Source organism: Streptomyces sp. NPDC088747, assembly GCF_044751025.1.
Classification (GTDB): Bacteria; Actinomycetota; Actinomycetes; order Streptomycetales; family Streptomycetaceae; genus Streptomyces.
Map to the genome: position 1 here is coordinate 427,039 of NZ_JBIVKZ010000002.1, position 23,112 is coordinate 450,150.

The following is a 23,112-nucleotide window of genomic DNA, read 5'->3' on the forward strand; positions in this document are numbered from 1 at the left end:
GGCGCGCCGGGCGCCCTCACGTTGCCCCGGTCGGCGAGACCCGGAGACCGGTGGGTGATCTCGTTCTCGATCATGCCCGGTTCGCGTGAATCTTCCGGAGCAGACCGGCGAGGGCGTCACGCGAGACAGGCAGTATTCGATCGGGCTCGTCACTCTCGCGGAGAAGCAACGTGGCCTCGCCGCGGGCGAGTTCCACACATTCGTTGCCGTCCGCGCCACCGGAGAACGAGGACTTCTGCCACTGAGTCACGTCTTACAGCTCCTTCGCCAGGTAGTGGATGAAGTCCCGCGATCGGGCGGGCTCCAGGGACGCCGATTCCACCTTACGGAAGAGTGTTCGCATGGACTGAAGCTGGGCAGCGGCATCGAGGAAGGCGGAGCCGTACGGGGTGTCCCGCTGAACGGTGTCCAGCGCGGGTACGCGCCCGCCTGCGTACACCAAAGCTGAACTCGCCCCGGCGAAGCCGTCCACATCAAACGGGACAACGCGCACCGTGACGTTCGGATGCTCCGACTCCTCAAGGATTGAGTCGAGTTGAGCGCGAGCAACGCGCCGGTCCGCGACACGCGTGCGCAGCACGGACTCGTGCAGCACCGCCGAGTACGAGGGCGCCCCGTCTCTGCCAAGGACTACCTTGCGGTGCATCCGGTGCTCCACCCTCGGCTCCAGTTCACTCTCCGGAAGCTCCGGGCGCCAGTACGCGAACACCGCGCGCGCGTAGTCCTCGGTCTGAAGGAGTCCGGGTACATGCGCGGTACCGATCACCTGGATGAAGGTCGAGTGATGTTCCAACTCCGCCAGGTCCAGGAACGAAAGAGGCAGCACACCTCGATAGTCCTCCCACCAACCACGCGCACGATCGGTCACCATCTCCACCAGCGCGTCGATCAACTCTGTGTCCGGACAGACGTAGTGGGACGCGAGCCTGCGGACACGCTCCCCACTGATCCCGACGTTGCCGGCCTCCATCTGGCTCATCTGCGCCCGAGCTACCCCCAACAGCCCTGCCGCATCACCGGAGGAAAGCCCTGCCGCCTCGCGCAACTTCCGCAGCTCGACACCGAGGCGCACCTGACGGGCGGAGGGTTGCATTCTCGCCGGCATACGACTCCTGTCCATCAACGTCACGGCCGTGGAGCGGAGTTGAACCACCCCGTTCGGGTGTCAGGTTACGCGAACAGCTTGCACGGAGTAAATTTTTACACGTACCGTCAGTGACGCGACGCACACGCTGCGGAACCCGGGACCCCGGAAGCGCACCGCCCCGCCATGCCAGGACGGCGGCGACATGCCACCGCCCCACCGGCCGCCGCGTACTCCACCTCCCTGACCACGAACCGGAGTTGACGCATGCCCGAAACCCAAGCCCAAGCCCCCGCCCCAGAGCCCTGGGAGTACACGCTCTACATCCCCAACGATCCCCGAGCCGTCACCGTCTGCCGCCGGACCCTCCGTCTGATCCTGGCCGCCCACGGCCTCCCCCACCTCACGGAGGCCGCCGAGCTGGTGGCGACGGAGCTGGTCACGAACGCCGTACAGCACACGAAGGGTCCCGCCGCCATACGGCTCCGTGTGGAGGGCGCCGCCCTGCGCATCGGCGTGTGGGACGCGGACCCGGCACCGCCTCGCCTCTCCCGGGACACCGCCCCGGACGCGGAGACGGGCCGCGGCCTCGCCCTCGTCCACAGCTTCGCGGACACCTGGGGATGGGTCCACAAGCGGGACACCTGGAACATCGTCGGCACCGGCAAGTACGTCTGGTGTGAACTGACTTGGGCGGCGTGAACGTTCCTCCGGCCCCCGAAAGAGTGATCCCGTCCCGTCGGCCGGAAAGAGTCGAGACAGCCCGAAGGGCCCGGAAGCAGTGCGTTCCGGGCCCTCCGCCTGCCTGCGGGGATCAGCCGGCCGAGGCCGACGCACTCGGCGGTGTGTCCGTGCTGTCGTGGGTCTCGTCCGGGGTCACGCCCATCGTGAGGTGGGCGTGGACGCCTCGGGCGATGCTCCTCCGGTCGTACTTGAGGTACAGGAGGCCGCCCGCGTGGCCGTTGTCCGGGTAGATCGTGTCCTCGTCGAGCGTGGTGCGGGTCCTGGTGTTTGTGGAGTAGGGGGCCACCTCCGCCGAGGCGAGGACGGACTCCTCCGAGAAGAAGAGCTGACCGGTGTGGCAGGTGTGGCCGCCTTCGTAACCGGCGGACGTCCACTCGCCGTCGACGTGCACCTTCACGTGGATGTGTACACAGCGGCCCTGGTACCAGCCGGGGAAGACCGTGCGGAAAGTGACGTACCCGTGTCTGTCGGTCTTCCAGGTGCCGCGCAGATAGCGCTCGTCGTCGGTGGGCTCGGCATGACCGCCACCGCCGCCGCCCGGACCGCCGGTGGGTCCGCCGGACGGCGGCTCACCGGTCGGGGTGCCCGAAGGTACGCCCGTCGGGGCCGGGCCCCCGCCACCGCCACCGTTGCCCATCGACTCGTAGCCGGAGTAGACGCCCAGCGCGGTGCAGTGCCAGATGTCGACCGCCGCGTTCTTCAGTGGCCTACAGCTCTCCGCGTCGATCACCCTCAGCCTGAGGGTCGTCGGAATGCCCTGCTCGTCCTCGGTGATGTCCTGCCGGATCTTGTCCGCGTCGATGTAGTACGGACCTTCGGTGGTCTCCGAGGTGAGGGTGTAGCAGGCCTCCGAAGCTGTGCCGGGGCTGTCCGCACCCCGCTCGCCCGCGAACGCGTTCACCGCGGCGGCGCCGCCCACGCCCACCGCCGCCACGGCCGCCCCACCTGCGACGACGACCTTACGTCGGGTTAACTTCCCTTTGTCTGTTGCTCCTGGGGTCTCAGTCATGGCCGGGAGGCTAGGGACGACACCTGTCAGCGGCATGGGTGTGGGCTGTGAATCGGGGGTCCACATGAAAGTGGCTCGGAACCGGCGTCGGTTCCGAGCCACTTCGAGGTGAACGGCTACTTCGGCTGCGGCTTCCGTACGGAAATGTGCAGCTCGCGCAGGCGGGACTCCTCCAGCTCCGTCGGCGCGCCCATCATCAGGTCCTGCGCGTTGCCGTTGAGCGGGAACGCGATCGTCTCCCGGATGCTCGGCTCGTCCGCGAGGAGCATGACGATGCGGTCGACGCCGGGCGCGATGCCGCCGTGCGGCGGGGCGCCGAAGCGCAACGCGCGGAGCATGCCGGCGAACTGCTCCTCGACGGTCTCACGCTCGTAGCCAGCGATCTCGAAGGCCTTGAGCATGATGTCGGGCTCGTGGTTCCGGATCGCGCCGGAGGACAGCTCGACGCCGTTGCAGACGATGTCGTACTGCCAGCCGAGGATGTCCAGCGGGTCCTGGGTCTCCAGGGCCTCAAGTCCGCCCTGCGGCATCGAGAACGGGTTGTGCGAGAAGTCGAGCTTCCCGGTCTCCTCGTCCTTCTCGTACATCGGGAAGTCGACGATCCAGCAGAACCGGAAGACGCCCTCCTCGAAGTGACCGGCGCGCTTGGCGGCCTCGACCCGCACCGCGCCCATGATCTTCGAGACCTCGTCGAACTCGCCCGCGCCGAAGAACACCGCGTGGCCGGGGGCCAGCGAGAGGCGCTTGGTCAGCTCGGCGACGTTCTCCTCGGTGAGGAACTTCGCGATGGGACCGCTGAGCGAACCGTCCTCGGCCACCCGCACCCACGCCAGACCCTTGGCACCCTGCTCGACCGCGTAGTCACCGAGACCGTCGAAGAACTTCCGCGACTGCCCGGAGACGTCCGGCACCGGCAGGGCACGCACGTGCTTGCCCGCGAACGCCTTGAACTCCGAGCCCGCGAAGACGTCGGTGATGTCGACGAGCTCCAGCTGCGCGCGCAGGTCCGGCTTGTCGGAGCCGTACTTCAGCATCGACTCGCGGAACGGGATGCGCGGGAAGGGGGAGGTGACGTTGCGACCGCCGCCGAACTCCTGGAACAGCTCCGTCATGAGCTTCTCGATCGGCTGGAAGACGTCCTCCTGCTCGACGAAGGACATCTCCACGTCGAGCTGGTAGAACTCGCCCGGCGACCGGTCCGCGCGCGCGTCCTCGTCGCGGAAACAGGGCGCGATCTGGAAGTAGCGGTCGAAGCCGGAGATCATCAGCAGCTGCTTGAACTGCTGGGGCGCCTGCGGCAGCGCGTAGAACCTGCCCGGGTTGAGACGGGACGGGACGACGAAGTCACGCGCGCCCTCGGGCGAGGTGGCGCTGAGGATCGGCGTCGCCATCTCGTTGAAGCCCAGCGCCGTCATCTTGTGGCGGATCGCCGAGATCACGGCCGTACGCAGCAGGATGTTGCGGTGCATGCGCTCGCGGCGCAGATCCAGGAAGCGGTACTCAAGGCGCCGCTCCTCGTTGACGCCGTCGTCGGCGTTGATCGTGAAGGGGAGCGGGGCGGCGGCGCCGAGCAGCTCGACCTCGCTCACCTCGACCTCGATCTCGCCGGACGGCAGCTCCGGGTTCACGTTCTCCGAGCCGCGCGAGACGACCTTGCCGTCGACCCGGACGGTCGACTCCTTGGAGATCTTGTCGAGAGCCTCGTAGGCGGGGGTGCCGGGGCGGGCGACGAGCTGCGTGATGCCGTAGTGATCGCGCAGATCGATGAAGAGGATGCCGCCCAGGTCGCGCCGATTGTGCAGCCAGCCGCTCAGCCGGACGTCACTGCCGACGTCAGAGGCGCGGAGCTCGCCGCAGGTGTGGGACCTGTACCGATGCATCGTCGTTTCATCCAGTCTTCGCGGATCGGGGGCTGTCTTCACATGAACGGGACGGTGCTCTGTTTCACGTGAAACTTCCCCCAGGGTACCGGCCACACCAAGATCACTCCCCCCGGTGACCCCCGTATCCCACCGGGCCTAGGTGGCAGGTCCGGATCACCTCTCCCTACAGTGGGTCAATGCGCACTGGTGAGCCCCTGCCCGCACTGGGGGACGTCCTGGCCGCCCTCGCGACCGGCCTGTGGCGCTGGGACAACCGCAAGGGGCAGGTCACGTTCGATGCCGAGGCCGCTCGGCTCATCGGGCTGCCCGCGGAGACCACGACCCTCACGGAGGGAAGCGTGCGGGCCCGCTTCCACCCCATCGACTGGAACGAGGTCCACGGCGTCGTCCAGCTCGCCCTCGTCGAGGACTCCATAGCCGAGGTCCGGATGCGGGTCATGGACGTGCAGGGCCGGGTGATCCGTACCGTGCGCAGCCGTTCCAAGCCCGTCCTGGACCCCGTCAGCGGGAAGTTCGAGCTGTTCGGCACCCTCCAGGAGGTCACCGAGCCCTCACCGGCCATCGCCGCGCGCGCACCCATCACCGGTGACTGGCGGCGCTCGCGCGAGGCGTTCCTGCTGGACGCGGGGCGGGCGCTGGCGGAGGCGCGGTCCACGGCGGAGGTGCTGCGGGTCGCGGCGGGCCTGTCGATGCCGGGGTTCTCGCCGGACGGTCTCGCCGTCTTCGGCGCGGAGGGCGACCGGCTGACCGTCATCGGCCACCACGGACAGCAGCCGGGCGACGAGGGCCCCTTCTCCCACATGTCCCTGGCCACGGACTATCCGGCCGCCGAGGTCGTCCGCACCGGCCGCGCCGTCTACCTCTCCGCCCCGGAGGAGTACAAGGAGCGCTATCCCGTCTCCTGGCCGCTGGCCCAGCACTTCGGCCGGCAGTCCTGGGCGTTCCTGCCGCTGACCGTCGCGGGCCGCACGATGGGCGCGTGGATGGCGGCCTTCACCTACCCCGTCACCTTCACGCCCGACGAACGCGCGGTCCTGACGACCGTGGCCCGCATGCTCGCCCAGGCGCTCTCCCGCGCCGGCGCCGCCGAGACCCAGCGCGAACTGACCGACGGCCTCCAGCGCTCGATGATGCCCACGCTCGGCCCCCAGATGCCGGGCATGACCGTCGCCGCGCGTTACGTCCCCACCGGCGGCGGGCTCCAGGTCGGAGGCGACTGGTACGACATGATCCCCCTCCCGACCGGCCGCTTCGCCCTCGTCATCGGCGACGTCCAGGGCCATGACGTCCGCGCGGCGGGCCTGATGGGCCAGCTCCGGATCGCCCTGCGCGCTTACGCCTCCGAGGGCCACCGCCCGGACGCGGTCCTCTCCCGCGCCTCCCGGTTCCTCTACGGGGTGACGGACTCCGTGACGTACGGATCGAGCGGCGGCGCCGAGAACGACGGCGACGGCGACGTGGGGGACATGCGCTTCGCGACCTGCCTGTACGTCGAGGTCGACCCGGCGACAGGGACGCTGGACATCGCCCGTGCCGGGCATCCGGACCCGGCGATACGCATGGCGGACGGAACGGTGCTGACGCGGCCCACCGCGGGCGGCCTGCCGCTCGGCATCGACCCGGACGCCGACTATCCGACGACGCGGCTGGTGCTCGAACCCGGCGAGACCATGCTGGTCTGCACGGACGGGCTGATCGAGACCGGCGGCCACGACCTCGACACCGGCTGGCGGCGCATCCGCCGGATCCTGGAATCCCACGACGGCGACATGGAGGCCCTCGCCGACGCCCTGGTCCAGGCCGTGCACGGACCCTCCTCGCACCACACCCCCGGTCCGCTGGTCGACCGGCGCGAGGACGACATTGCGGTGCTGCTGCTGTGCCGGGTGGGACGGGGATGCGGCTGCGGCGACCCCGTCACGCCGATACGGCCCCTGGGGCGCCGCACCGTGCTGACCGTCGCGCAGGCCGAGCCCGAGGGTGTCGCGGCCGCCCGCCGGCAGGTGCGGGAACTCCTGCACGACTGGGCGTCCGAGGACCAGCTCGACTCCGCCGTGCTGCTGGTCTCCGAGATGATGACGAACGTCCTCGTGCACACGGACGCCGACGCCCTTCTCGTCGCCGAGGTGACCGGCGAGGGCGGCAAGCGCCGGATGCGGGTGGAGGTCACCGACGCCGGCGACGACCTGCCGCACAAGCGCGACCCCGGCGAACTGGCCTCCTCCGGACGCGGACTGGTCCTCGTGGAACTCCTCGCCGACCTGTGGGGGGTGGACCCGCGGGGCGAGGGCAAGAGCATCTGGTTCGAGTTCTACGAGCCGGCTCCGGACGCCTCCGGAGCACCGGCGGCACCTGGCGCTCCCGGCGCCCCCGGCGCCTCCGCGGAGTAGCGCGTCCGCAGCTCCGACAGCACCCCGAACGCCGCCGCCGTCAGCGGTACGGCGAGCAGCATGCCCAGGATCCCCGCGACGGAGGCGCCGGCGGTGATCGCCAGCATCACCACCGCCGGGTGCATCTGCACCGTCCGGCTCTGGATCATCGGCTGGAGCACATGCCCTTCCAGCACCTGCACCGCGAGCACGACTCCGAGGGCCCACAGCGCGATGACGAACCCCCGGTCCGCGAGCGCGACCAGGACGGCCACGGCCCCGGAGAGGAACGCGCCGAGGTAGGGGATGTACGCGCCCACCAGGACGAGCGCGCCCAGGCCCACGGCGCCCGGGACGTCGAGGACCAGCAGCCCGACCGTGATGCACAGGGCGTCGATGAACGCGATGATCGTCGTCCCCCGCATGAAGCCCTCGACGGCCTCGTAGGCACGGCGGGCCATCGCTTCCACGGTGTCGGCGGTGCCGCGCGGCGCGAGTGAGCGCAGGGCTCCCACCACCCGGTGCGAGTCCCGGAGGAAGAAGAAGACGAGCAGCAGGGCCAGCACCGCCATGGCGATCACCTCGCCGACGACGCTGATCCCGCTGATCACCCCGGAGGCCGCCGTACCCCCGAACTTGGACAGCAGTTCCCTGGCGTTGGTCGCGAGGTCGTCCAGCGAGGTGCCCGCCGCTCCGAAGTGCTCGGAGAGCGACTTGGCGGCCTGTTTGAGCGAGGCCACGATCTCGTCGCCGCTGTCGATGAGCGCGGCGACGACGATGTAGACGGCGCCGCCGACCACGGCCACGACCGCGACGCAGGTGAGCCCGGCGGCGACCGAACGGTTCATCCCGGCCTTCACCAGCCGCTGGAACAACGGCCCCAGCAACGCCGTCCCCAGCAACGCGAGAAGCACCGGCACGACGGCTGTCCTGACCTGGGAGCACAGTTCGATCCCGACCCAGCCGACCCCGGCGGCCAGCAGAACGACGGCACACCAGGCACCGACCCGCCGGGCCCCTTCGGGAAGTAGCAGCACAACTCCACCTGACCATGCGTCAGGTGGAGCGTCACCTCGAAGGGGCCGAACGGAGGAGCCCAGGTCAGGTCAGGCTCACAGACCGCCCTCGGTCATCCCGTGCACCGCGGGGACGGTGCCGAGGCGGCCCTTCTGGAAGTCCTCGAAGGCCTGCTGGAGTTCGTCCCGGGTGTTCATGACGAACGGGCCGTAGTGGGCCATGGGCTCACGGATGGGCTGTCCGCCGAGGAGCACGACCTCCATGTCGGGGGTGTTGGAGTCCTGCTGCTCGTCCGCGCGGACGGTCAGCGAGGTACCGGTGCCGAAGACGGCGGTCTGGCCCGTGTGGACCGGACGCCGTTCCGCACCGACGCTGCCGCGGCCGGCGAGGACGTACGCGAGGCCGTTGAAGTCCTCACGCCACGGGAGGGTCAGCTCCGCGCCGGGCGCCACGGTCGCGTGGACCATGGTGATCGGCGTGTGCGTGATGCCCGGACCCTCGTGACCGTCGAGTTCACCGGCGATGACGCGGAGCAGCGCGCCGCCGTCGGGGGTCGACAGGAGCTGGACCTGGCCGCCGCGGATGTCCTGGTACCTGGGGGCCATCATCTTGTCCTTGGCCGGGAGGTTCACCCAGAGCTGGAGGCCGTGGAAGAGACCACCGGACACGACGAGCGACTCCGGCGGAGCCTCGATGTGCAGGAGGCCCGAGCCCGCGGTCATCCACTGGGTGTCGCCGTTGGTGATGGTGCCGCCACCACCGTTGGAGTCCTGGTGGTCGAAGACGCCGTCGATGATGTACGTGACGGTCTCGAAGCCACGGTGCGGGTGCCAAGGAGTCCCCTTCGGCTCCCCTGGGGCGTACTCCACCTCACCCATCTGGTCCATCATGATGAACGGGTCGAGGTGGCGGTAGTTGATCCCGGCGAACGCACGGCGGACCGGGAAGCCCTCGCCCTCGAAGCCGCTGGGCGCGGTCGTCACGGTGAGCACCGGGCGGGCGACGGCGTCCGTGGACGCGGCCACACGGGGCAGGGTCAACGGGTTCTCGACGGTCACTGCAGGCATGTCGGTACCTCCTTGTGCGTTCACTTTAGTTGATTGTTGAACTTTCTGCTACCCGTAACGGCGAACGCCCGGAGGGCATTCCCTCCGGGCGTTCGCCATGTGCGCGCTACGGGCGACGCAGGTCGGCGCCTGCGCTGCGATGACGGCTAGCCGTACATACGGCGCATCGCGAAGTCCACCATCTGCTCCACCGCCTTGGCGTCGAACACCATGCGGTGCTCGCCCTCCATGTCGACCACGAAGCCGTAGCCGGTGGGGAGCAGGTCGATCACCTCGGCGCCGGTGATCACGAAGTACTTGGACTCCTTGCCGGCGTACCGGCGGAGCTCCTTGAGGGAGGTGAACATCGGGATGACCGGCTGCTGGGTGTTGTGCAGCGCGAGGAATCCGGGGTTGTCGCCACGCGGGCAGTAGACCTTCGACGTGGCGAAGACCTGCTGGAAGTCCTCGGCGGCCATCGATCCCGTGGTGAACGCGCGAACCGCGTCCGCGAGGGAGGGCGGGGACGGCTCGGGATAGAGCGGCGGCTGCTGCCCGTACCCGCCGGGCATCTGGCCGCCCGGCATCTGTCCGGGCATCTGCTGCTGGGGCGCGGCGTACCCCTGTTGTGCGGCAGTTCCGTCCGCGTGCTGGCCGTATCCGTACATGGGCGCAAGCGTACCGAGACCACCGGGCGGCCGGGCCGGTACGGGGTGACCTGACGGCCCCGGCGCGCGGGCCGCGGGGGCGGCGGTCTGACGCCTCACATATGCCCGCTTGGGGTTGCGCCTTATTACCGACGGGTAGCATCATCGTAGCTACTTGCTGGTACGTGAAACGAGGCCGCGAGCTCTCACGAAGTGCTTCGGCCTCCCCGATCCCTTACGGAGCCGTCGCCATGGGGCACTACAAGTCGAATCTCCGCGACATCGAGTTCAACCTCTTCGAGGTGCTCGGGCGCGACAAGCTGTACGGCACCGGCCCGTTCGCGGAGATGGACGTCGAGACCGCCAGGAGCATCCTCGAGGAGCTGACCAGGCTCTCGGAGAACGAGCTCGCCGAGTCCTTCGCGGACGCCGACCGCAACCCCCCGGTCTTCGACCCGGAGACCAACACCGCGCCGGTACCGGCGTCCTTCAAGAAGTCGTACAAAGCCTTCATGAACTCCGAGTACTGGCGTCTGGGCCTGCCCGAGGAGATCGGCGGTACGACCGCCCCCTCGTCCCTGATCTGGGCGTTCGCGGAGCTGATCCTCGGGTCGAACCCGGCCGTCTGGATGTACTCGTCGGGGCCGGCCTTCGCGGGCATCCTCTTCGACGAGGGCAATGACGTACAGAAGAAGATCGCCCAGATCGCGGTGGACCGGACCTGGGGTTCGACCATGGTCCTCACCGAGCCCGACGCGGGTTCCGACGTGGGCGCCGGGCGCACCAGGGCCGTCGAGCAGGAGGACGGCTCGTGGCACATCGAGGGCGTGAAGCGGTTCATCACCTCCGGTGAGCACGACATGGAGGAGAACATCCTTCACTACGTGCTGGCCCGTCCCGAGGGTGCCGGTCCCGGCACGAAGGGGCTCTCCCTCTTCCTCGTCCCGAAGTACCTCTTCGACTTCGAGACCGGCGAGCTGGGCGAGCGCAACGGCGTGTACGCCACGAACGTCGAGCACAAGATGGGGATCAAGGCCTCCAACACCTGCGAGATGACCTTCGGCGACCGGCACCCCGCCAAGGGCTGGCTGATCGGCGACAAGCACGACGGCATCCGCCAGATGTTCCGGATCATCGAGTTCGCCCGCATGATGGTCGGCACGAAGGCCATCTCGACGCTGTCGACGGGGTACCTGAACGCCCTGGAGTACGCCAAGGAGCGCGTCCAGGGCCCTGACCTGGCGAACTTCATGGACAAGGCCGCGCCCAAGGTCACCATCACGCACCACCCGGACGTGCGCCGTTCGCTGATCACGCAGAAGGCGTACGCCGAGGGCATGCGCGCCCTGGTGCTGCACACCGCGGCCGTCCAGGACGAGATCGCGGTGAAGACGGCGGCCGGCGAGGACACGGCGCGGCTGCACGCCCTCAACGACCTGCTCCTGCCGATCGTGAAGGGCTACGGCTCCGAGAAGGGCTACGAGCAGCTCGCGCAGTCCCTCCAGACCTTCGGCGGCTCCGGGTTCCTCCAGGAGTACCCGATCGAGCAGTACATCCGCGACGCCAAGATCGACACCCTGTACGAGGGCACCACCGCCATCCAGGGCCAGGACTTCTTCTTCCGGAAGATCGTCCGCAACCAGGGCGCCGCGCTGAACTCCCTCGCCGAGGACATCAAGGAGTTCCTGGCCCTCGGTACGGGCGGCGAGGAGCTGTCGACGGCCCGTGAGCAGCTCGCCAAGGCGGCCGTGGAGCTGGAGGCCATCGTCGGTCTCATGCTCACCGACCTCGCGGCGACCGAGCAGGACGTCAAGAACATCTACAAGGTGGGCCTGAACACGACCCGGCTGCTGATGGCCTCCGGTGACGTGGTCGTCGGCTATCTGCTGCTCCGGGGTGCCGCGGTCGCCGCCGAGCGGCTGGAGATGGCCTCGACGAAGGCCGTCTCCGCCAAGGACGTCGCCTTCTACACCGGCAAGATCGCCGCGGCCAAGTTCTTCGCCGCCACCGTCCTGCCCGGCGTCACCGGCGCGCGCAAGATCGCCGAGGGCGTCGACCTGGACCTGATGGAGCTGGACGAAGCGGCGTTCTGAGTTCCCAAAGCCTCGTCGCGTAGCACTCCGGGACAGGGCGGACACCTGACCGGAAGCTGGCCCTCCGGTCAGGTGTCCGGTCATGTCCGCCCTTCACAACCCCGTTACCAGGGCCCACTCCCATCCCCGGGAGTGGGCCCTTGGGCGTAGTTAAGGTGAACCCCATGAGCACTCCCTCCCGCTTCGACCGCGGCCACACCGACGACCTCATGCCCTTTCTCGCGGCGAGCCCGACGCCGTACCACGCCGTGGCGAACGCCGCCGAGCGGCTGGAGAAGGCCGGATTCCGTCAGGTCGCCGAGACCGACGCGTGGGAGGGTACGAGCGGCGGGAAGTACGTGCTGCGCGGGGGCGCGCTCATCGCCTGGTACGTGCCCGAGGGTGCCGAGCCGCACACGCCGTTCCGGATCGTGGGCGCCCACACCGACTCCCCCAACCTGCGGGTGAAACCGCGCCCGGACAGCGGCGCGCACGGCTGGCGGCAGGTGGCCGTGGAGATCTACGGCGGGCCGCTGATGAACTCCTGGCTGGACCGGGACCTGGGCCTGGCCGGCCGGCTGACGCTGCGGGACGGTTCGACGCGGCTGGTGAACATCGACCGGCCGCTGCTGCGGGTGCCCCAACTCGCCGTCCACCTGGACCGTTCCGTGTCGACGGAGGGGCTGAAGCTGGACAAGCAGCGTCACCTCCAGCCCATCTGGGGCTTGGGCGACGACGTCCGCGACGGTGACCTGATCGCGTTCCTGGAGGAGGAGTCGGGGCTCGCGGCCGGCGAGGTGTCCGGCTGGGACCTGATGACCCACTCCGTCGAGCCGCCCGCCTACCTGGGCCGCGACCGGGAACTCCTCGCGGGCCCGCGCATGGACAACCTGGTGTCCGTGCACGCGGGTGCGGCGGCGCTGGCCGCGGTCGCCACGGCCGACGCCGGGCAGCCGTATCTCCCGTACATCCCCGTTCTCGCCGCCTTCGACCACGAGGAGAACGGCTCGCAGAGCGACACCGGCGCCGACGGGCCCCTGCTGGGCGGTGTCCTGGAGCGTTCGGTGTTCGCGCGCGGCGGCGCCTACGAGGACCGGGCGCGCGCGTTCGCCGGCACCGTCTGTCTGTCCTCCGACACGGGCCACGCCGTGCACCCCAACTACGCGGAGCGGCACGACCCGACGCACCACCCGCGGGCGGGCGGCGGACCCATCCTCAAGGTGAACGTCAACAACCGCTACGCCACGGACGGTTCGGGCCGCGCGGTCTTCGCCGCCGCCTGCGAGAAGGCGGGCGTGCCCTTCCAGTCCTTCGTCTCCAACAACGCCATGCCCTGCGGCACGACGATCGGCCCGATCACCGCGGCCCGGCACGGGATCAAGACCGTCGACATCGGGATCGCCATCCTGTCCATGCACAGCGTGCGCGAACTGTGCGGCGCCGAGGACCCGTTCCTGCTGGCCAACGCCATGGTCGCGTTCCTGGAGGGCTAGCGGGAGCGGCCGCCTCCGGATGGGGCCGCATGTCCACGCCCCTTGCGGGTACACGGAGTTGGCCAGAACGACACCGAGTGGAATGCAGGGAGGCGACACCCATGGGCCTGGGCGGATGCATCATTCTGATCGCCGCAGGAGCGATCCTCACTTTCGCGACCGACTGGGACATGCAGGGGGTCAACCTCGACCTGGTCGGTCTCATCTTCATGATCGTCGGACTGATCGGAGTCGCGACGTTCAGCAGCATGGCCAGGCGCAGGCGCGTGGTGATGCCGCCGAGCACTCCGGTCATCGACGAGGAGCGCCCGCACCGGGGCAGCTACCACGACGGTTACGGCGCCTGATCGCGGCGCTTGAGTGTGCGGACGCGAGGCGTTCGAGTGTGCGGACGAGGGCGCGGGAGAGATCGACTCCCGCGCCCTCGTCGTGCGTCGTCCCCGGCGGAGCGCTTGCCGGGGGCTCAGTTCAGGGCGTGGCCCGTAGTCGCGTCGACGTGGTCGGGGACCTCGTCGTGGCGGTCGCCGACGGTGAGGGTGCCGGTGGGTTCGAACATCAGGATCGAGGCGCCGGTGGAGGCGGTAGGCCTGTGTTCGGTGCCGCGCGGGACGGTGAAGACGGAGCCCTTGGGCAGGACGACCGTCCGCTCGCCCGCCGGTTCCCGCAGGGCGATGGCCAGTTCGCCGTCCAGGACCAGGAAGAACTCGTCGGTGTGGTCGTGGACGTGCCAGACGTGTTCGCCCTCGACCTTGGCCACGCGTACGTCGTAGTCGTTGACGGCGGTGACGATACGAGGGCTCCAGAGGTCGGAGAAGGAGGCGAGGGCGGCGGGGAGGGAGACGGGTTCGTTGGCCATGCCGTCATCCTCGGCGGTGGCCCGCCCGGTGGGTGAGTGCTAGAAATCGCACATGCCGCAAGGATCCTCGCACCGGCCGCCACCGAGTCTCTCGTCCAACGCCGCGGATCTTTCGTCCAACGCCGCGAGTCTTCCGTCCAACGCCGCGGCGAGCTCTCGGCGGGGTCCTTTGCCGAGCCCGTCGCCGGGCCTCCCGCCGGGGCCTTCGTCGGATCCGCCGCCGAGCGGGCGGCCGAGCCCTCCGTCCAGCGCGAGGCGGAGCCCGCCGCCGAGAACTCCGTCCAGCGCGCGGCCGAGCCCACCGTCGAGCCCCTCGCCCGGCCTTCGGCCGAGCGCTTCGTCGGACCCTTCGCCAAGCGCGTCGCCGAGCCCTCCGCCCAGAACTCCGTCCAGCGCGTGGCCGAGCCCACCGTCGCCCCCTTCGCCGAGCCTCCCGCCGAGCCCTTCATCGGACCCTTCGCCCAGCCCGCGGCCAAGCCCTCCGCCCAGCGCGTGGTCAAGCCCTCCGTCGGGCCCTTCGCCGAGCCCTCCACCGGGCCCCTCGTCGGATCCTTCGCCGAGCGCGCGGTCGAGCCCCTCATCCAGCCCTCCGCCCAGAACTCCGTCGAGCTCTTCCCCGAGCCCACTGTCGAGCGCGATGCCGACGCGTCGGCATCGGCATCCGCACCGCGTCGTCGTGATCATCGACGAGGGTACGAACCCCTTCGAGGTGGGTGTCGCGACCGAGCTGTTCGGGTTGCCGCGGCCCGAACTCGGCCTGGCGGAGCCGCTGTACGAGCTGACGCTGTGCGGGCCCGACCCCGGCGTGCGGATGAACCACGGGTTCTTCACGCTCACCGGCCTGCCGGGGCTCGACGCGGTGGACGACGCGGACACCCTGATCGTGCCGGGCCGCCCCGACAACGTCGTACCGCGCCCCGCCCCCGTACGCGCCGCCATCCGCCGGGCCCACGCGCGCGGCACCCGGATCGTGAGCTTCTGCACCGGCACCTTCGCGCTGGCCGAGGCCGGGCTGCTCGACGGGCGCCGGGCGACCACGCACTGGCGCTGGGCGGACTCCTTCCGCGAACTGCACCCCAAGGTCCTGCTGGAGCCGGACGTGCTCTTCGTGGACGAGGGTGACGTGCTGACGGCGGCGGGCAGCGCGGCCGCGCTGGATCTCGGCCTGCACCTCGTCCGGCACGACCACGGCGCCGAGACCGCCAACGCGGTGTCTCGGCGGCTGGTGTTCGCCGCTCACCGCGACGGCGGGCAGCGGCAGTTCGTCGAGCGCCCGATGCCCGACGTACCGGACGAGTCGCTCGCACCGCTGCTCGCCTGGGCCCAGGAGCGGATGGGCGAACCGCTCACGGTCGCGGAGCTCGCCGCGCAGGCGTCGGTCAGCGCGGCCACGCTGCACCGGCGCTTCCGGGCGCAGCTGGGCACGACCCCGCTGGCCTGGCTCACCGGGGAGCGCGTCGCGCTGGCCTGCCGGCTCATCGAACGCGGGGAGGAGCGGCTCGACGTCGTCGCGGCGCGCAGTGGGCTGGGGACGGCCGCCAACCTGCGGGAACGGCTGCGTCGCGCGACGGGACTCAGCCCGTCGGCCTATCGGCGGCGTTTCGGACCGCCCGCCGGGGAAGCCGTCAAGACATGAGATACCTCGTGCGCGACCGGCTGCTCGGCTTCGGTGACGACTACTGGATCGAGGACGACCACGGCAACAAGGCCTTCCTCGTCGACGGCAAGGCGATGCGGCTGCGGGACACCTTCGAGCTGAAGGACACCCGCGGGCGCGTCCTCATCGACATCCACAAGAAGATGCTCGCCCTGCGCGACACGATGGTCATCGAGCGGGACGGCGACCCGCTGGCGACCGTCAAGCGCAAGCGTCTGTCCCTGCTCCGCAACCACTACCGGGTGTCCCTGGTCGACGGCACCGAACTCGACGTCAGCGGCAAGATCCTGGACCGCGAGTTCGCCATCGACTACGACAACGAACTCCTCGCCCAGATCTCCCGCCGCTGGCTCCACCTCCGCGACACCTACGGAGTGGACATCGTGCGGGACGACGCCGACCAGGCCCTGCTGATCGCGGTCGCGGTGTGCGTGATCCACCTGGCGGAGAAGGAACGGGGGGAGGACTGACGAACCCGGGCAGGACCGCCGAGAGGGTATCGGCCCCTCACGGACCCGGGCCGGGACCGTCGCCCCAGCCGGTGTGTCGGCCCCGGACGCCGGTCCCCCGGTCGACACGACCGCCGCCTCCCGCCCGCCTCACGGCTACCGCCAGCCTCACGGCTACCGCCGGGGGGTGTCCAGGCCCAGCAGCCGGTCCTTCAGCGCCGGGAACTGCTCGCGCGTGGACGCGACCCGCGCCGGGTCGAACTCCACCGTGAGGACCTCCTCGCCGGCGCCCGCCTCCGCGAGGACCTCGCCCCACGGGTCGACCACGATCGAGTGGCCGGCCTGGGGAACTCCCGCGTGCGCACCGGCCGTTCCACAGGCGAGGACGTACGCCTGGTTCTCGACGGCACGGGCCTGGGCGAGCAGCGTCCAGTGGGAGCGGCGGCGCTCGGGCCAGCCCGCCGACAGGACGAGGGTCTCCGCGCCCGCGTCGACGAGGGCGCGGAAGAGTTCGGGGAAGCGGAGGTCGTAGCAGGTGGCGAGACCGAGGGTGGTGTCCGGCAGCGGGACGGTCACCAGTTCGGACCCGGCGCCCATCAGGACGGCCTCGCCCTTGTCGAAGCCGAAGCGGTGGATCTTGCGGTAGGAGGCGGCCAGTTCGCCGGAGGGCGAGAAGACGAGGGAGGTGTTGTAGAGCGCGCCCGGGGCGGAGTCGTCGTCGGACGGCGCCCGTTCGGGGATCGATCCGGCGTGCAGCCACACGCCCGCGTCGCTCGCCGCCTTCGCCATCACCTCGTAGGTGGGCCCCACCAGCGGTTCCGCCTCCGCGCCGAACTCCTCGTACGCGAAAGCACCCGTGGTCCACAGCTCGGGCAGCACGACGAGATCGACGCCCGCCTGCTCCCGTACCAGAGCCGCCACCCGCGTGCGACGTGAATCGACGGATTCGGTGTCGTTTACGTCGATCTGAAGCAGAGAGGCGCGCACACTACCACCGTCCTGGCATTCGAGCCGTTGATACGGGCCTACGATCGTCATACCAAAGCACTGCCGGGGTGCCTCACAGCAGCGTAACTTAGCGTCCCAAGACACCCGCTGCCTGTGCACTGCCCGCGCCCAACCGCCCGAGGGGTCCCGTTCCGTGAGTCTGCATCCCAGCCTTCAGTCCTACGCCGACGCCTGGAGCCACTCGATCGAAGCGATATCGGAGCTGGTGTCGCCGCTTGTGGAGGGCGAGTGGAACAGGCGGACGCCCTGCCCCGGCTGGTCCGTGCGCGATCTCGTCTCGCACGTCATCGGCCTCGACTCCGAGATGCTCGGCGACCCCCGCCCGATCCACACGCTGCCGCGCGACCTCTACCACGTGACGAACGAACACCAGCGGTACACGGAGATGCAGGTCGACGTGCGCCGTCACCACACCGCGCCGGAGATGACCTCCGAGCTGGAGTACACGATCATCCGCCGCAACCGTCAGCTGCGGAACGAGAACCGGCAGCCCGACACCAAGGTCCGCGGCCCGCTCGGCACCGAGGTCACCTTCGAACACTCCATGCGCACCCACGCGTTCAACGTGTGGGTGCACGAGCAGGACCTGCGCGTCGCCGTGGGCCGGCCGGGCAACCTCGACTCGCCCGGCGCGTCCATCGCCCGCGACGAACTCCTCGCCGCCCTCCCGAAGGTCGTCGCCAAGGACGCGGGAGCGCCCGCGAACTCGGCGGTGGTCTTCGACGTGCACGGGCCGGTGGAGTTCCTGCGCACGGTCCGCGTCGACGCCGAGGGCAACGGCTCGATAGACGGCGCGCCGTCGCTGGGCCCGGCCGCCACCCTCACCCTCGACTGGGAGACGTTCGGCCGGCTGGCCTGCGGACGCGTGACGCCCGAGGCGGTCGCCGACCGCATCAAGACGGAGGGCGACCCGGAACTGACGACGGCGATCCTGCGGAACTTCACGGTCACCCGGTAGTTTTCAGCAGTTTTCAGCCCCTCCGGCGTCTGAGGGGCGGGGCCCGGGGCGGAGCCTCGGAAACGGGACAGGTAGGGGCGGAGGGGCGAACCCACCCCCCGGCCCCCTACGCCGGAACGTGCACCGTCTCCACCCGGCTGGCCACCAGCCGCTCCCGCTCCCTGCGCGCCGCCTGCTTCCGCAGCCGGAAGATCTGACTGAGCCCGGCCGCCTGGAGCACGAACACGGCGGAGAAGGCGACCCGGTAGTCGTCCCCGGTCGCGTCGAGCAGCACACCGATCGCCAGCAGCGTGATCATGGAGGCGACGAAACCGCCCATGTTGGTGATCCCGGAAGCGGTGCCCTGCCGCTCGGGGGGATTCGCGGGGCGCGCGAAGTCGAAGCCCAGCATGGACGCCGGTCCGCAGGCCCCCAGCACCGTGCACAGCACGATGAGCACCCACATGGGCGCGTGCTCGCCGGGGTAGACCAGCACTCCCGCCCAGACGACCGCCGTCGCGGCCACCGTGCCGAGCGCGAGCGGCAGCCGAGCCGCGTGGTGCCGGGCGACGACCTGGCCGTAGACGAGTCCTACGACCATGTTGGACAGCACGACGAGCGTGAGCAGTTCGCCGGCGGTGGCCCGCGACAGGCCCTCCGCCTCGACGAGGAACGGCAGCCCCCACAGCAGCAGGAACACCATCGCCGGGAACTGCGTGGTGAAGTGCACCCACATCCCCAGCCGGGTGCCGGGCTCGCGCCAGGACGCCGCGATCTGGCGCGAGACGTACGCGGCCCCCCGGTGCGGGAACGGTTCCGGCTCGTGCCCCTCGGGGTGGTCCTTCAGGAACAGCAGCATGAGGACGAGGACGACGACACCGGCGCCCGCGCTGCCCGCGAACGCCGCCGTCCATCCCACTCCGTGCAGTAGCCGGGCGATCACCAGCGTGGACACGAGGTTGCCGGCCATGCCGACCAGGCCCGCGAGCTGTGCGACGAGCGGCCCGCGCCGGGCGGGGAACCAGCGGGTGCCCAGCCGCAGCACGCTGATGAAGGTCATCGCGTCGCCGCAGCCCAGCAGCGCGCGCGAGGCCAGCGCCATCCCGTAACCGGGGGAGAACGCGAAGCCCAACTGCCCCGCCGTGAAGAGCAGTACGCCGATGGTCAGCACCTTCTTGGTGCCGAGCCGGTCGACCAGCAGGCCCACCGGTATCTGCATGCCCGCGTACACGAGGAGCTGGAGGATCGAGAAGGTGGACAGGGCGGAGGCGTTGACGTGGAAGCGGTCCGCCGCGTCCAGGCCCGCGACGCCCAGCGAGGTGCGGAAGATGACGGCGACGAAGTAGACGGCGACGCCGACACCCCAGACACCGAGGGCGCGCCGGCCGCCGGGCGGATCCCCGGGCAGTGTGGCCGCGGAACTCATCGGACCTCGCCCCGCGCCAGGTTGGAGAACCAGCTGACATGCCCGTGGATGAGGGCGACGACCGCCTCCGCGTCACCGGAGCGCAGCGCGGAGAGGATCTGCTCGTGCTCGGTGAGCGTCTTGGTGATCCGGTCGGGGTGGGCGTGCATCACGGCGACGCCCATCCTCAACTGCCGGTCGCGGAGCTGGTCGTAGAGCCGGGAGAGGATCTCGTTGCCGCCGCTGCGGACGATCTCGGCGTGGAAGCAGCGGTCCGTGACGGCCGCGGCGGCCAGGTCCCCGGCCGCGGCCTGCTCCTTCTGCTGGGCGAGCAGCTCCTCAAGGCGGGCGAGGAGCCGCGGTGACGCGGGTACGGCCTTGCGCGCGGCGTGGCTCTCGACGAGCTGCCGGGTCTCCACGACGTCCGCGATCTCCTGCGCGGAGACGGGCAGGACGAGCGCGCCCTTCTTCGGGTAGAGCCTGATCAGGCCCTCCACCTCAAGCCGGAGCAGCGCCTCGCGCACCGGCGTGCGCGAGACCCCGACGGCCTCGGCGAGCTCGCCCTCGGTGAGCAGCGTGCCGCCCTCGTAACGGCGCTCCAGGACACCTCGCTTGACGTGCGCGTAGACGCGGTCGGCGGCGGGGGGTTGCTTGACGGTCAAGGGCGGGGTCGCCGCGGGGGACGGAGCGGAAGGCATGGGCACAGCATAGATACATCACGTACGCATGGCCGCCCCCTTCCAGAATGCGGACACCGGAAGTGATCCCGGCGGGCATGGTGGGCACACGCTCATGGACACTTCTCTGATCAACCGCACAACCTTTCATGCTACTTACGTGTCACACGAGACGCGGCACTCCCATGTAGCCGCGCTCCTTGGGCATTTAACGTAATCGGGGTAGGAAACTTGATAACCGGCATTCAGGGCACGCGCGTCCGCAGAGCTGCCGCCGTGGTCGTCACGACCGGCGCCATGATCGCGACCGGAGCCCTCAGCGCGGCTCCCGCACAGGCCCTCGCGACGCCCACGATCGCCGCCAAGGGCGGCTACGTGATGAACAACGGCACGGGCACCAGCCTGTACTCCAAGGCCGCGAACACCCGCCGTTCCACCGGCTCCACCACCAAGATCATGACTGCCAAGGTCGTGCTGACGCAGACGAACCTGAACCTGGACGCCAAGGTCACGATCCAGAAGGCCTACAGCGACTACATCGTGGCGAACGGCGCCTCCTCGGCGCGCCTGATCGTCGGCGACAAGGTCACCGTCCGCCAGCTCCTCTACGGGCTCATGCTGCCGTCGGGCTGCGACGCCGCGTACGCGCTCGCCGACAAGTTCGGCTCGGGCTCGACGCGCGCCGCCCGGGTGAAGTCGTTCATCGGCAAGATGAACTCCAAGGCCAGCCAGCTCGGCCTGACGAACACGCACTTCGACTCGTTCGACGGCATCGGGAACGGCGCCAACTACTCGACGCCGAAGGACCTGACGAAGCTCGCGAGCAGCACGATGAAGAGCTCCACGTTCCGGGGGATCGTGAAGACGAAGTCGTACACCGCGAAGACGATCACCAGGACCGGTTCCACCCGCACCATGGGCAAGTGGACCAACACCAACGGTCTGCTGAGCAGCTACAGCGGCACGATCGGCGTCAAGACGGGCTCCGGCCCCGAGGCCAAGTACTGCCTCGTCTTCGCCGCCACCCGCAACGGCAAGACCGTCATCGGCACCGTTCTCGCCTCCACGTCCATCACGGCCCGTGAGTCGGACGCGAAGAAGCTGATGAGCTACGCCTTCGCCCGGTAACACGCGCGAGGACCGGTGACACGGGGAGGAGGGGCCCGCCGCGACCGCGGCGGGCCCCTCCTCCTTCTCCTTCGGTACCGCTACTGCTCCTCGACCTCGCCCACCGGCGGGGGCAGGGTCACGACCAGGTGATCAGCCGCTTCGGCTGCTCCAGCACCGCCGCCACGTCGGCCAGGACCTTGGAGCCCAGCTCGCCGTCGACCAGGCGGTGGTCGAAGGACAGCGCCAGTGTGGTGACCTGACGCGGCTTGACCTTGCCCTTGTGGACCCAGGGCTGGAGCTTGATGGCGCCGACGGCGAGGATCGCCGCCTCGCCCGGGTTGAGGATCGGCGTGCCGGTGTCGACGCCGAAGACGCCGACGTTCGTGATGGTGACCGTGCCGCCCTGCATCGCGGCCGGTGATGTCCTGCCCTCGCGGGCGGTGGCCACCAACTCGCTCAGGGACTCCGCCAGTTGCGGCAGGGTCTTGGCGTGCGCGTCCTTGATGTTCGGCACCAGCAGGCCGCGCGGCGTGGCGGCCGCGATGCCCAGGTTCACGTAGTGCTTGAGGACGATCTCCTGACTGGCCTCGTCCCAGGACGCGTTGACGTCCGGGTGGCGCTTGATCGCGACCAGCAGGGCCTTGGCGATGAGCAGCAGCGGGTTGACCCGCAGCCCCTGCATCTCCTTGTCCCGCTTGAGCTCCTCGACCAGCTTCATCGTGCGCGTCACGTCGACCGTCACGAACTCGGTGACGTGCGGCGCGGTGAACGCCGAACCGACCATCGCCGCGGCCGTCGCCCTGCGGACACCCTTGACCGGGACGCGGGTCTCGCGTGCCGTGTCGTACGAGGGGACCGGGGCGGTGGCCTGGACGGGGGCGGCCTGGACGGGCTGGACGGCGGGCTGCGAAACCGGCGCCTCGGGGGCCACGGGTGCCGTGGTCGCCGCCGGTGCGACGGCGGCGTGCACGTCCTCGCGCGTGATGATCCCGTCCGGGTTGGACGGGACGATCGTGGCCAGGTCGACTCCGAGGTCCTTGGCCAGCTTGCGGACCGGGGGCTTGGCCAGCGGGCGGGCCGTGCCGGCGGCGGAAGGCCCGTGGCCGTTCAGCTCGGCCTGGATCGCCGTGGCCGCGAGGAGCGGCTCGGGCGCCTGGGCGGGAACCTCGGCGCCCTTGCGGGGCCGGCGCTTGGTGGAGGACTCGGCGACGCCGTAGCCGACGAGGACCGGCTTGCGGCCCTCGGCCTTGGGCTCCTCGGCGGCGGGCACGGTCTCCTGTGCCGGGGCGGACGCGTCGGCGGAAGCCGTCGCCGGGGCGGACACCCCGCTGGAAGCGGTCGCCGGGGCGGACGCCTCGGCCGGAGTGGCCGCTCCCGCCACCTCCACCGCGATGATCACCTGGCCCACGTCCACCGTCGTCCCCTCGGGGAAACGGAGTTCGCGCACCACCCCGTCGAACGGGATGGGCAGTTCCACGGCGGCCTTGGCGGTCTCGACCTCGCAGACGACCTGGCCGTCGGTGACCTGGTCACCGGGCTGGACGTACCACTTGAGGATCTCGGCCTCGGTGAGGCCCTCGCCCACGTCGGGCATCTTGAACTCGCTGAGTCCCGAGGCGTTCTCGGTCATCGTCGTCACGACCCTCTCC

Annotated in this window: 22 protein-coding genes; 9 read left to right on the top strand and 13 right to left on the bottom strand. The window is 70.1% G+C overall.

What is annotated here, in order from left to right:
- Positions 1-70: 70 nt before the first annotated feature.
- Together ACIP79_RS06400 and ACIP79_RS06405 are read right to left on the bottom strand one after the other, a co-directional pair.
- Entirely contained in the window at positions 71-250 is a 180-nt protein-coding gene (locus tag ACIP79_RS06400; RefSeq protein WP_401220085.1) for a DUF397 domain-containing protein, read from the bottom strand.
- Positions 251-253: 3 nt separating this feature from the next.
- Positions 254-1,105: a helix-turn-helix domain-containing protein gene (locus tag ACIP79_RS06405; RefSeq protein ID WP_401220911.1), complete on the bottom strand. Its 852-nt coding sequence runs from the start codon at positions 1,103-1,105 to the stop codon at positions 254-256.
- 246 nt (positions 1,106-1,351) lie between these two features.
- Here ACIP79_RS06405 and ACIP79_RS06410 point away from each other — a divergent pair, with 246 nt between their 5' ends.
- The gene (locus ACIP79_RS06410) at positions 1,352-1,786 is read left to right on the top strand and encodes an ATP-binding protein (RefSeq protein WP_401220088.1); all 435 of its coding nucleotides are present in this window, start codon (positions 1,352-1,354) and stop codon (positions 1,784-1,786) included.
- Positions 1,787-1,898: 112 nt separating this feature from the next.
- Here the strand turns inward: ACIP79_RS06410 and ACIP79_RS06415 are convergent, their stop codons facing one another.
- Together ACIP79_RS06415 and aspS are read right to left on the bottom strand one after the other, a co-directional pair.
- A complete protein-coding gene (locus ACIP79_RS06415) occupies positions 1,899-2,837 on the bottom strand; it encodes an intradiol ring-cleavage dioxygenase (RefSeq protein WP_401220090.1) in 939 nt (312 codons plus the stop codon).
- 116 nt (positions 2,838-2,953) lie between these two features.
- Positions 2,954-4,717 carry an aspartate--tRNA ligase gene (gene aspS / locus ACIP79_RS06420; protein ID WP_401220092.1) on the bottom strand — a complete coding sequence of 588 codons (1,764 nt, stop codon included), beginning with the start codon at positions 4,715-4,717 and terminating at the stop codon, positions 2,954-2,956.
- Positions 4,718-4,896: 179 nt separating this feature from the next.
- On the opposite strand from aspS, the gene ACIP79_RS06425 reads away from it, so the two are divergent.
- The gene (locus ACIP79_RS06425) at positions 4,897-7,110 is read left to right on the top strand and encodes a SpoIIE family protein phosphatase (RefSeq protein WP_401220096.1); all 2,214 of its coding nucleotides are present in this window, start codon (positions 4,897-4,899) and stop codon (positions 7,108-7,110) included.
- On the opposite strand, the gene ACIP79_RS06430 is transcribed toward ACIP79_RS06425, so the two are convergent.
- The 3 genes from ACIP79_RS06430 to ACIP79_RS06440 all read right to left on the bottom strand — a co-directional run bounded on the left by ACIP79_RS06430 (position 7,032) and on the right by ACIP79_RS06440 (position 9,820).
- Positions 7,032-8,126 carry an AI-2E family transporter gene (locus tag ACIP79_RS06430; protein ID WP_401220098.1) on the bottom strand — a complete coding sequence of 365 codons (1,095 nt, stop codon included), beginning with the start codon at positions 8,124-8,126 and terminating at the stop codon, positions 7,032-7,034. The genes ACIP79_RS06425 and ACIP79_RS06430 overlap by 79 nt on opposite strands.
- A 75-nt stretch (positions 8,127-8,201) precedes the next feature.
- Positions 8,202-9,173 carry a pirin family protein gene (locus ACIP79_RS06435; protein WP_387187742.1) on the bottom strand — a complete coding sequence of 324 codons (972 nt, stop codon included), beginning with the start codon at positions 9,171-9,173 and terminating at the stop codon, positions 8,202-8,204.
- A gap of 146 nt (positions 9,174-9,319) precedes the next feature.
- The gene (locus ACIP79_RS06440; protein ID WP_329546583.1) at positions 9,320-9,820 is read right to left on the bottom strand and encodes an SseB family protein; all 501 of its coding nucleotides are present in this window, start codon (positions 9,818-9,820) and stop codon (positions 9,320-9,322) included.
- A gap of 230 nt (positions 9,821-10,050) precedes the next feature.
- Between ACIP79_RS06440 and ACIP79_RS06445 the strand changes: the two genes are divergently transcribed.
- From ACIP79_RS06445 to ACIP79_RS06455, 3 genes are all read left to right on the top strand, one after another.
- Entirely contained in the window at positions 10,051-11,892 is a 1,842-nt protein-coding gene (locus ACIP79_RS06445; protein WP_401220102.1) for an acyl-CoA dehydrogenase, read from the top strand.
- 164 nt (positions 11,893-12,056) lie between these two features.
- The gene (locus tag ACIP79_RS06450; RefSeq protein ID WP_383678923.1) at positions 12,057-13,364 is read left to right on the top strand and encodes a M18 family aminopeptidase; all 1,308 of its coding nucleotides are present in this window, start codon (positions 12,057-12,059) and stop codon (positions 13,362-13,364) included.
- 101 nt (positions 13,365-13,465) lie between these two features.
- Positions 13,466-13,711, top strand: a complete 246-nt coding sequence (locus ACIP79_RS06455) for a DUF6458 family protein (RefSeq protein WP_383678921.1) — start codon at positions 13,466-13,468, stop codon at positions 13,709-13,711.
- A 116-nt stretch (positions 13,712-13,827) separates the two neighbouring features.
- Here the strand turns inward: ACIP79_RS06455 and ACIP79_RS06460 are convergent, their stop codons facing one another.
- Together ACIP79_RS06460 and ACIP79_RS06465 are read right to left on the bottom strand one after the other, a co-directional pair.
- Positions 13,828-14,220 carry a cupin domain-containing protein gene (locus ACIP79_RS06460; protein ID WP_401220106.1) on the bottom strand — a complete coding sequence of 131 codons (393 nt, stop codon included), beginning with the start codon at positions 14,218-14,220 and terminating at the stop codon, positions 13,828-13,830.
- A 39-nt stretch (positions 14,221-14,259) separates the two neighbouring features.
- Positions 14,260-14,904, bottom strand: a complete 645-nt coding sequence (locus ACIP79_RS06465; protein WP_401220986.1) for a hypothetical protein — start codon at positions 14,902-14,904, stop codon at positions 14,260-14,262.
- Here ACIP79_RS06465 and ACIP79_RS06470 point away from each other — a divergent pair.
- Both ACIP79_RS06470 and ACIP79_RS06475 read left to right on the top strand, forming a co-directional pair.
- A complete protein-coding gene (locus ACIP79_RS06470; RefSeq protein WP_401220108.1) occupies positions 14,858-15,856 on the top strand; it encodes a helix-turn-helix domain-containing protein in 999 nt (332 codons plus the stop codon). The genes ACIP79_RS06465 and ACIP79_RS06470 overlap by 47 nt on opposite strands.
- Positions 15,853-16,347 (top strand): LURP-one-related/scramblase family protein, encoded by a 495-nt coding sequence (locus ACIP79_RS06475; protein WP_383678918.1) that lies wholly within the window; start codon positions 15,853-15,855, stop codon positions 16,345-16,347. The genes ACIP79_RS06470 and ACIP79_RS06475 overlap by 4 nt, the downstream gene beginning before the upstream one ends.
- Positions 16,348-16,500: 153 nt before the next feature.
- Here the strand turns inward: ACIP79_RS06475 and ACIP79_RS06480 are convergent, their stop codons facing one another.
- A complete protein-coding gene (locus ACIP79_RS06480; RefSeq protein WP_401220111.1) occupies positions 16,501-17,313 on the bottom strand; it encodes a carbon-nitrogen family hydrolase in 813 nt (270 codons plus the stop codon).
- Between the two features lie 154 nt (positions 17,314-17,467).
- On the opposite strand from ACIP79_RS06480, the gene ACIP79_RS06485 reads away from it, so the two are divergent.
- Positions 17,468-18,292, top strand: coding sequence for a maleylpyruvate isomerase family mycothiol-dependent enzyme (locus ACIP79_RS06485; protein ID WP_401220114.1), 825 nt, complete (start codon positions 17,468-17,470; stop codon positions 18,290-18,292).
- Positions 18,293-18,398: 106 nt separating this feature from the next.
- On the opposite strand, the gene ACIP79_RS06490 is transcribed toward ACIP79_RS06485, so the two are convergent.
- Both ACIP79_RS06490 and ACIP79_RS06495 read right to left on the bottom strand, forming a co-directional pair.
- Positions 18,399-19,697: a nitrate/nitrite transporter gene (locus ACIP79_RS06490; protein ID WP_401220117.1), complete on the bottom strand. Its 1,299-nt coding sequence runs from the start codon at positions 19,695-19,697 to the stop codon at positions 18,399-18,401.
- Complete coding sequence (locus ACIP79_RS06495; protein ID WP_401220120.1) at positions 19,694-20,374, bottom strand: GntR family transcriptional regulator; 681 nt, start codon at positions 20,372-20,374, stop codon at positions 19,694-19,696. Before ACIP79_RS06495 ends, ACIP79_RS06490 begins: the two co-directional genes overlap by 4 nt.
- A 210-nt stretch (positions 20,375-20,584) precedes the next feature.
- Here ACIP79_RS06495 and ACIP79_RS06500 point away from each other — a divergent pair, with 210 nt between their 5' ends.
- Entirely contained in the window at positions 20,585-21,481 is an 897-nt protein-coding gene (locus ACIP79_RS06500) for a D-alanyl-D-alanine carboxypeptidase family protein (protein WP_383678910.1), read from the top strand.
- 118 nt (positions 21,482-21,599) lie between these two features.
- Here the strand turns inward: ACIP79_RS06500 and ACIP79_RS06505 are convergent, their stop codons facing one another.
- Positions 21,600-23,102 (bottom strand): dihydrolipoamide acetyltransferase family protein, encoded by a 1,503-nt coding sequence (locus ACIP79_RS06505; protein WP_401220123.1) that lies wholly within the window; start codon positions 23,100-23,102, stop codon positions 21,600-21,602.
- Positions 23,103-23,112: the final 10 nt, after the last annotated feature.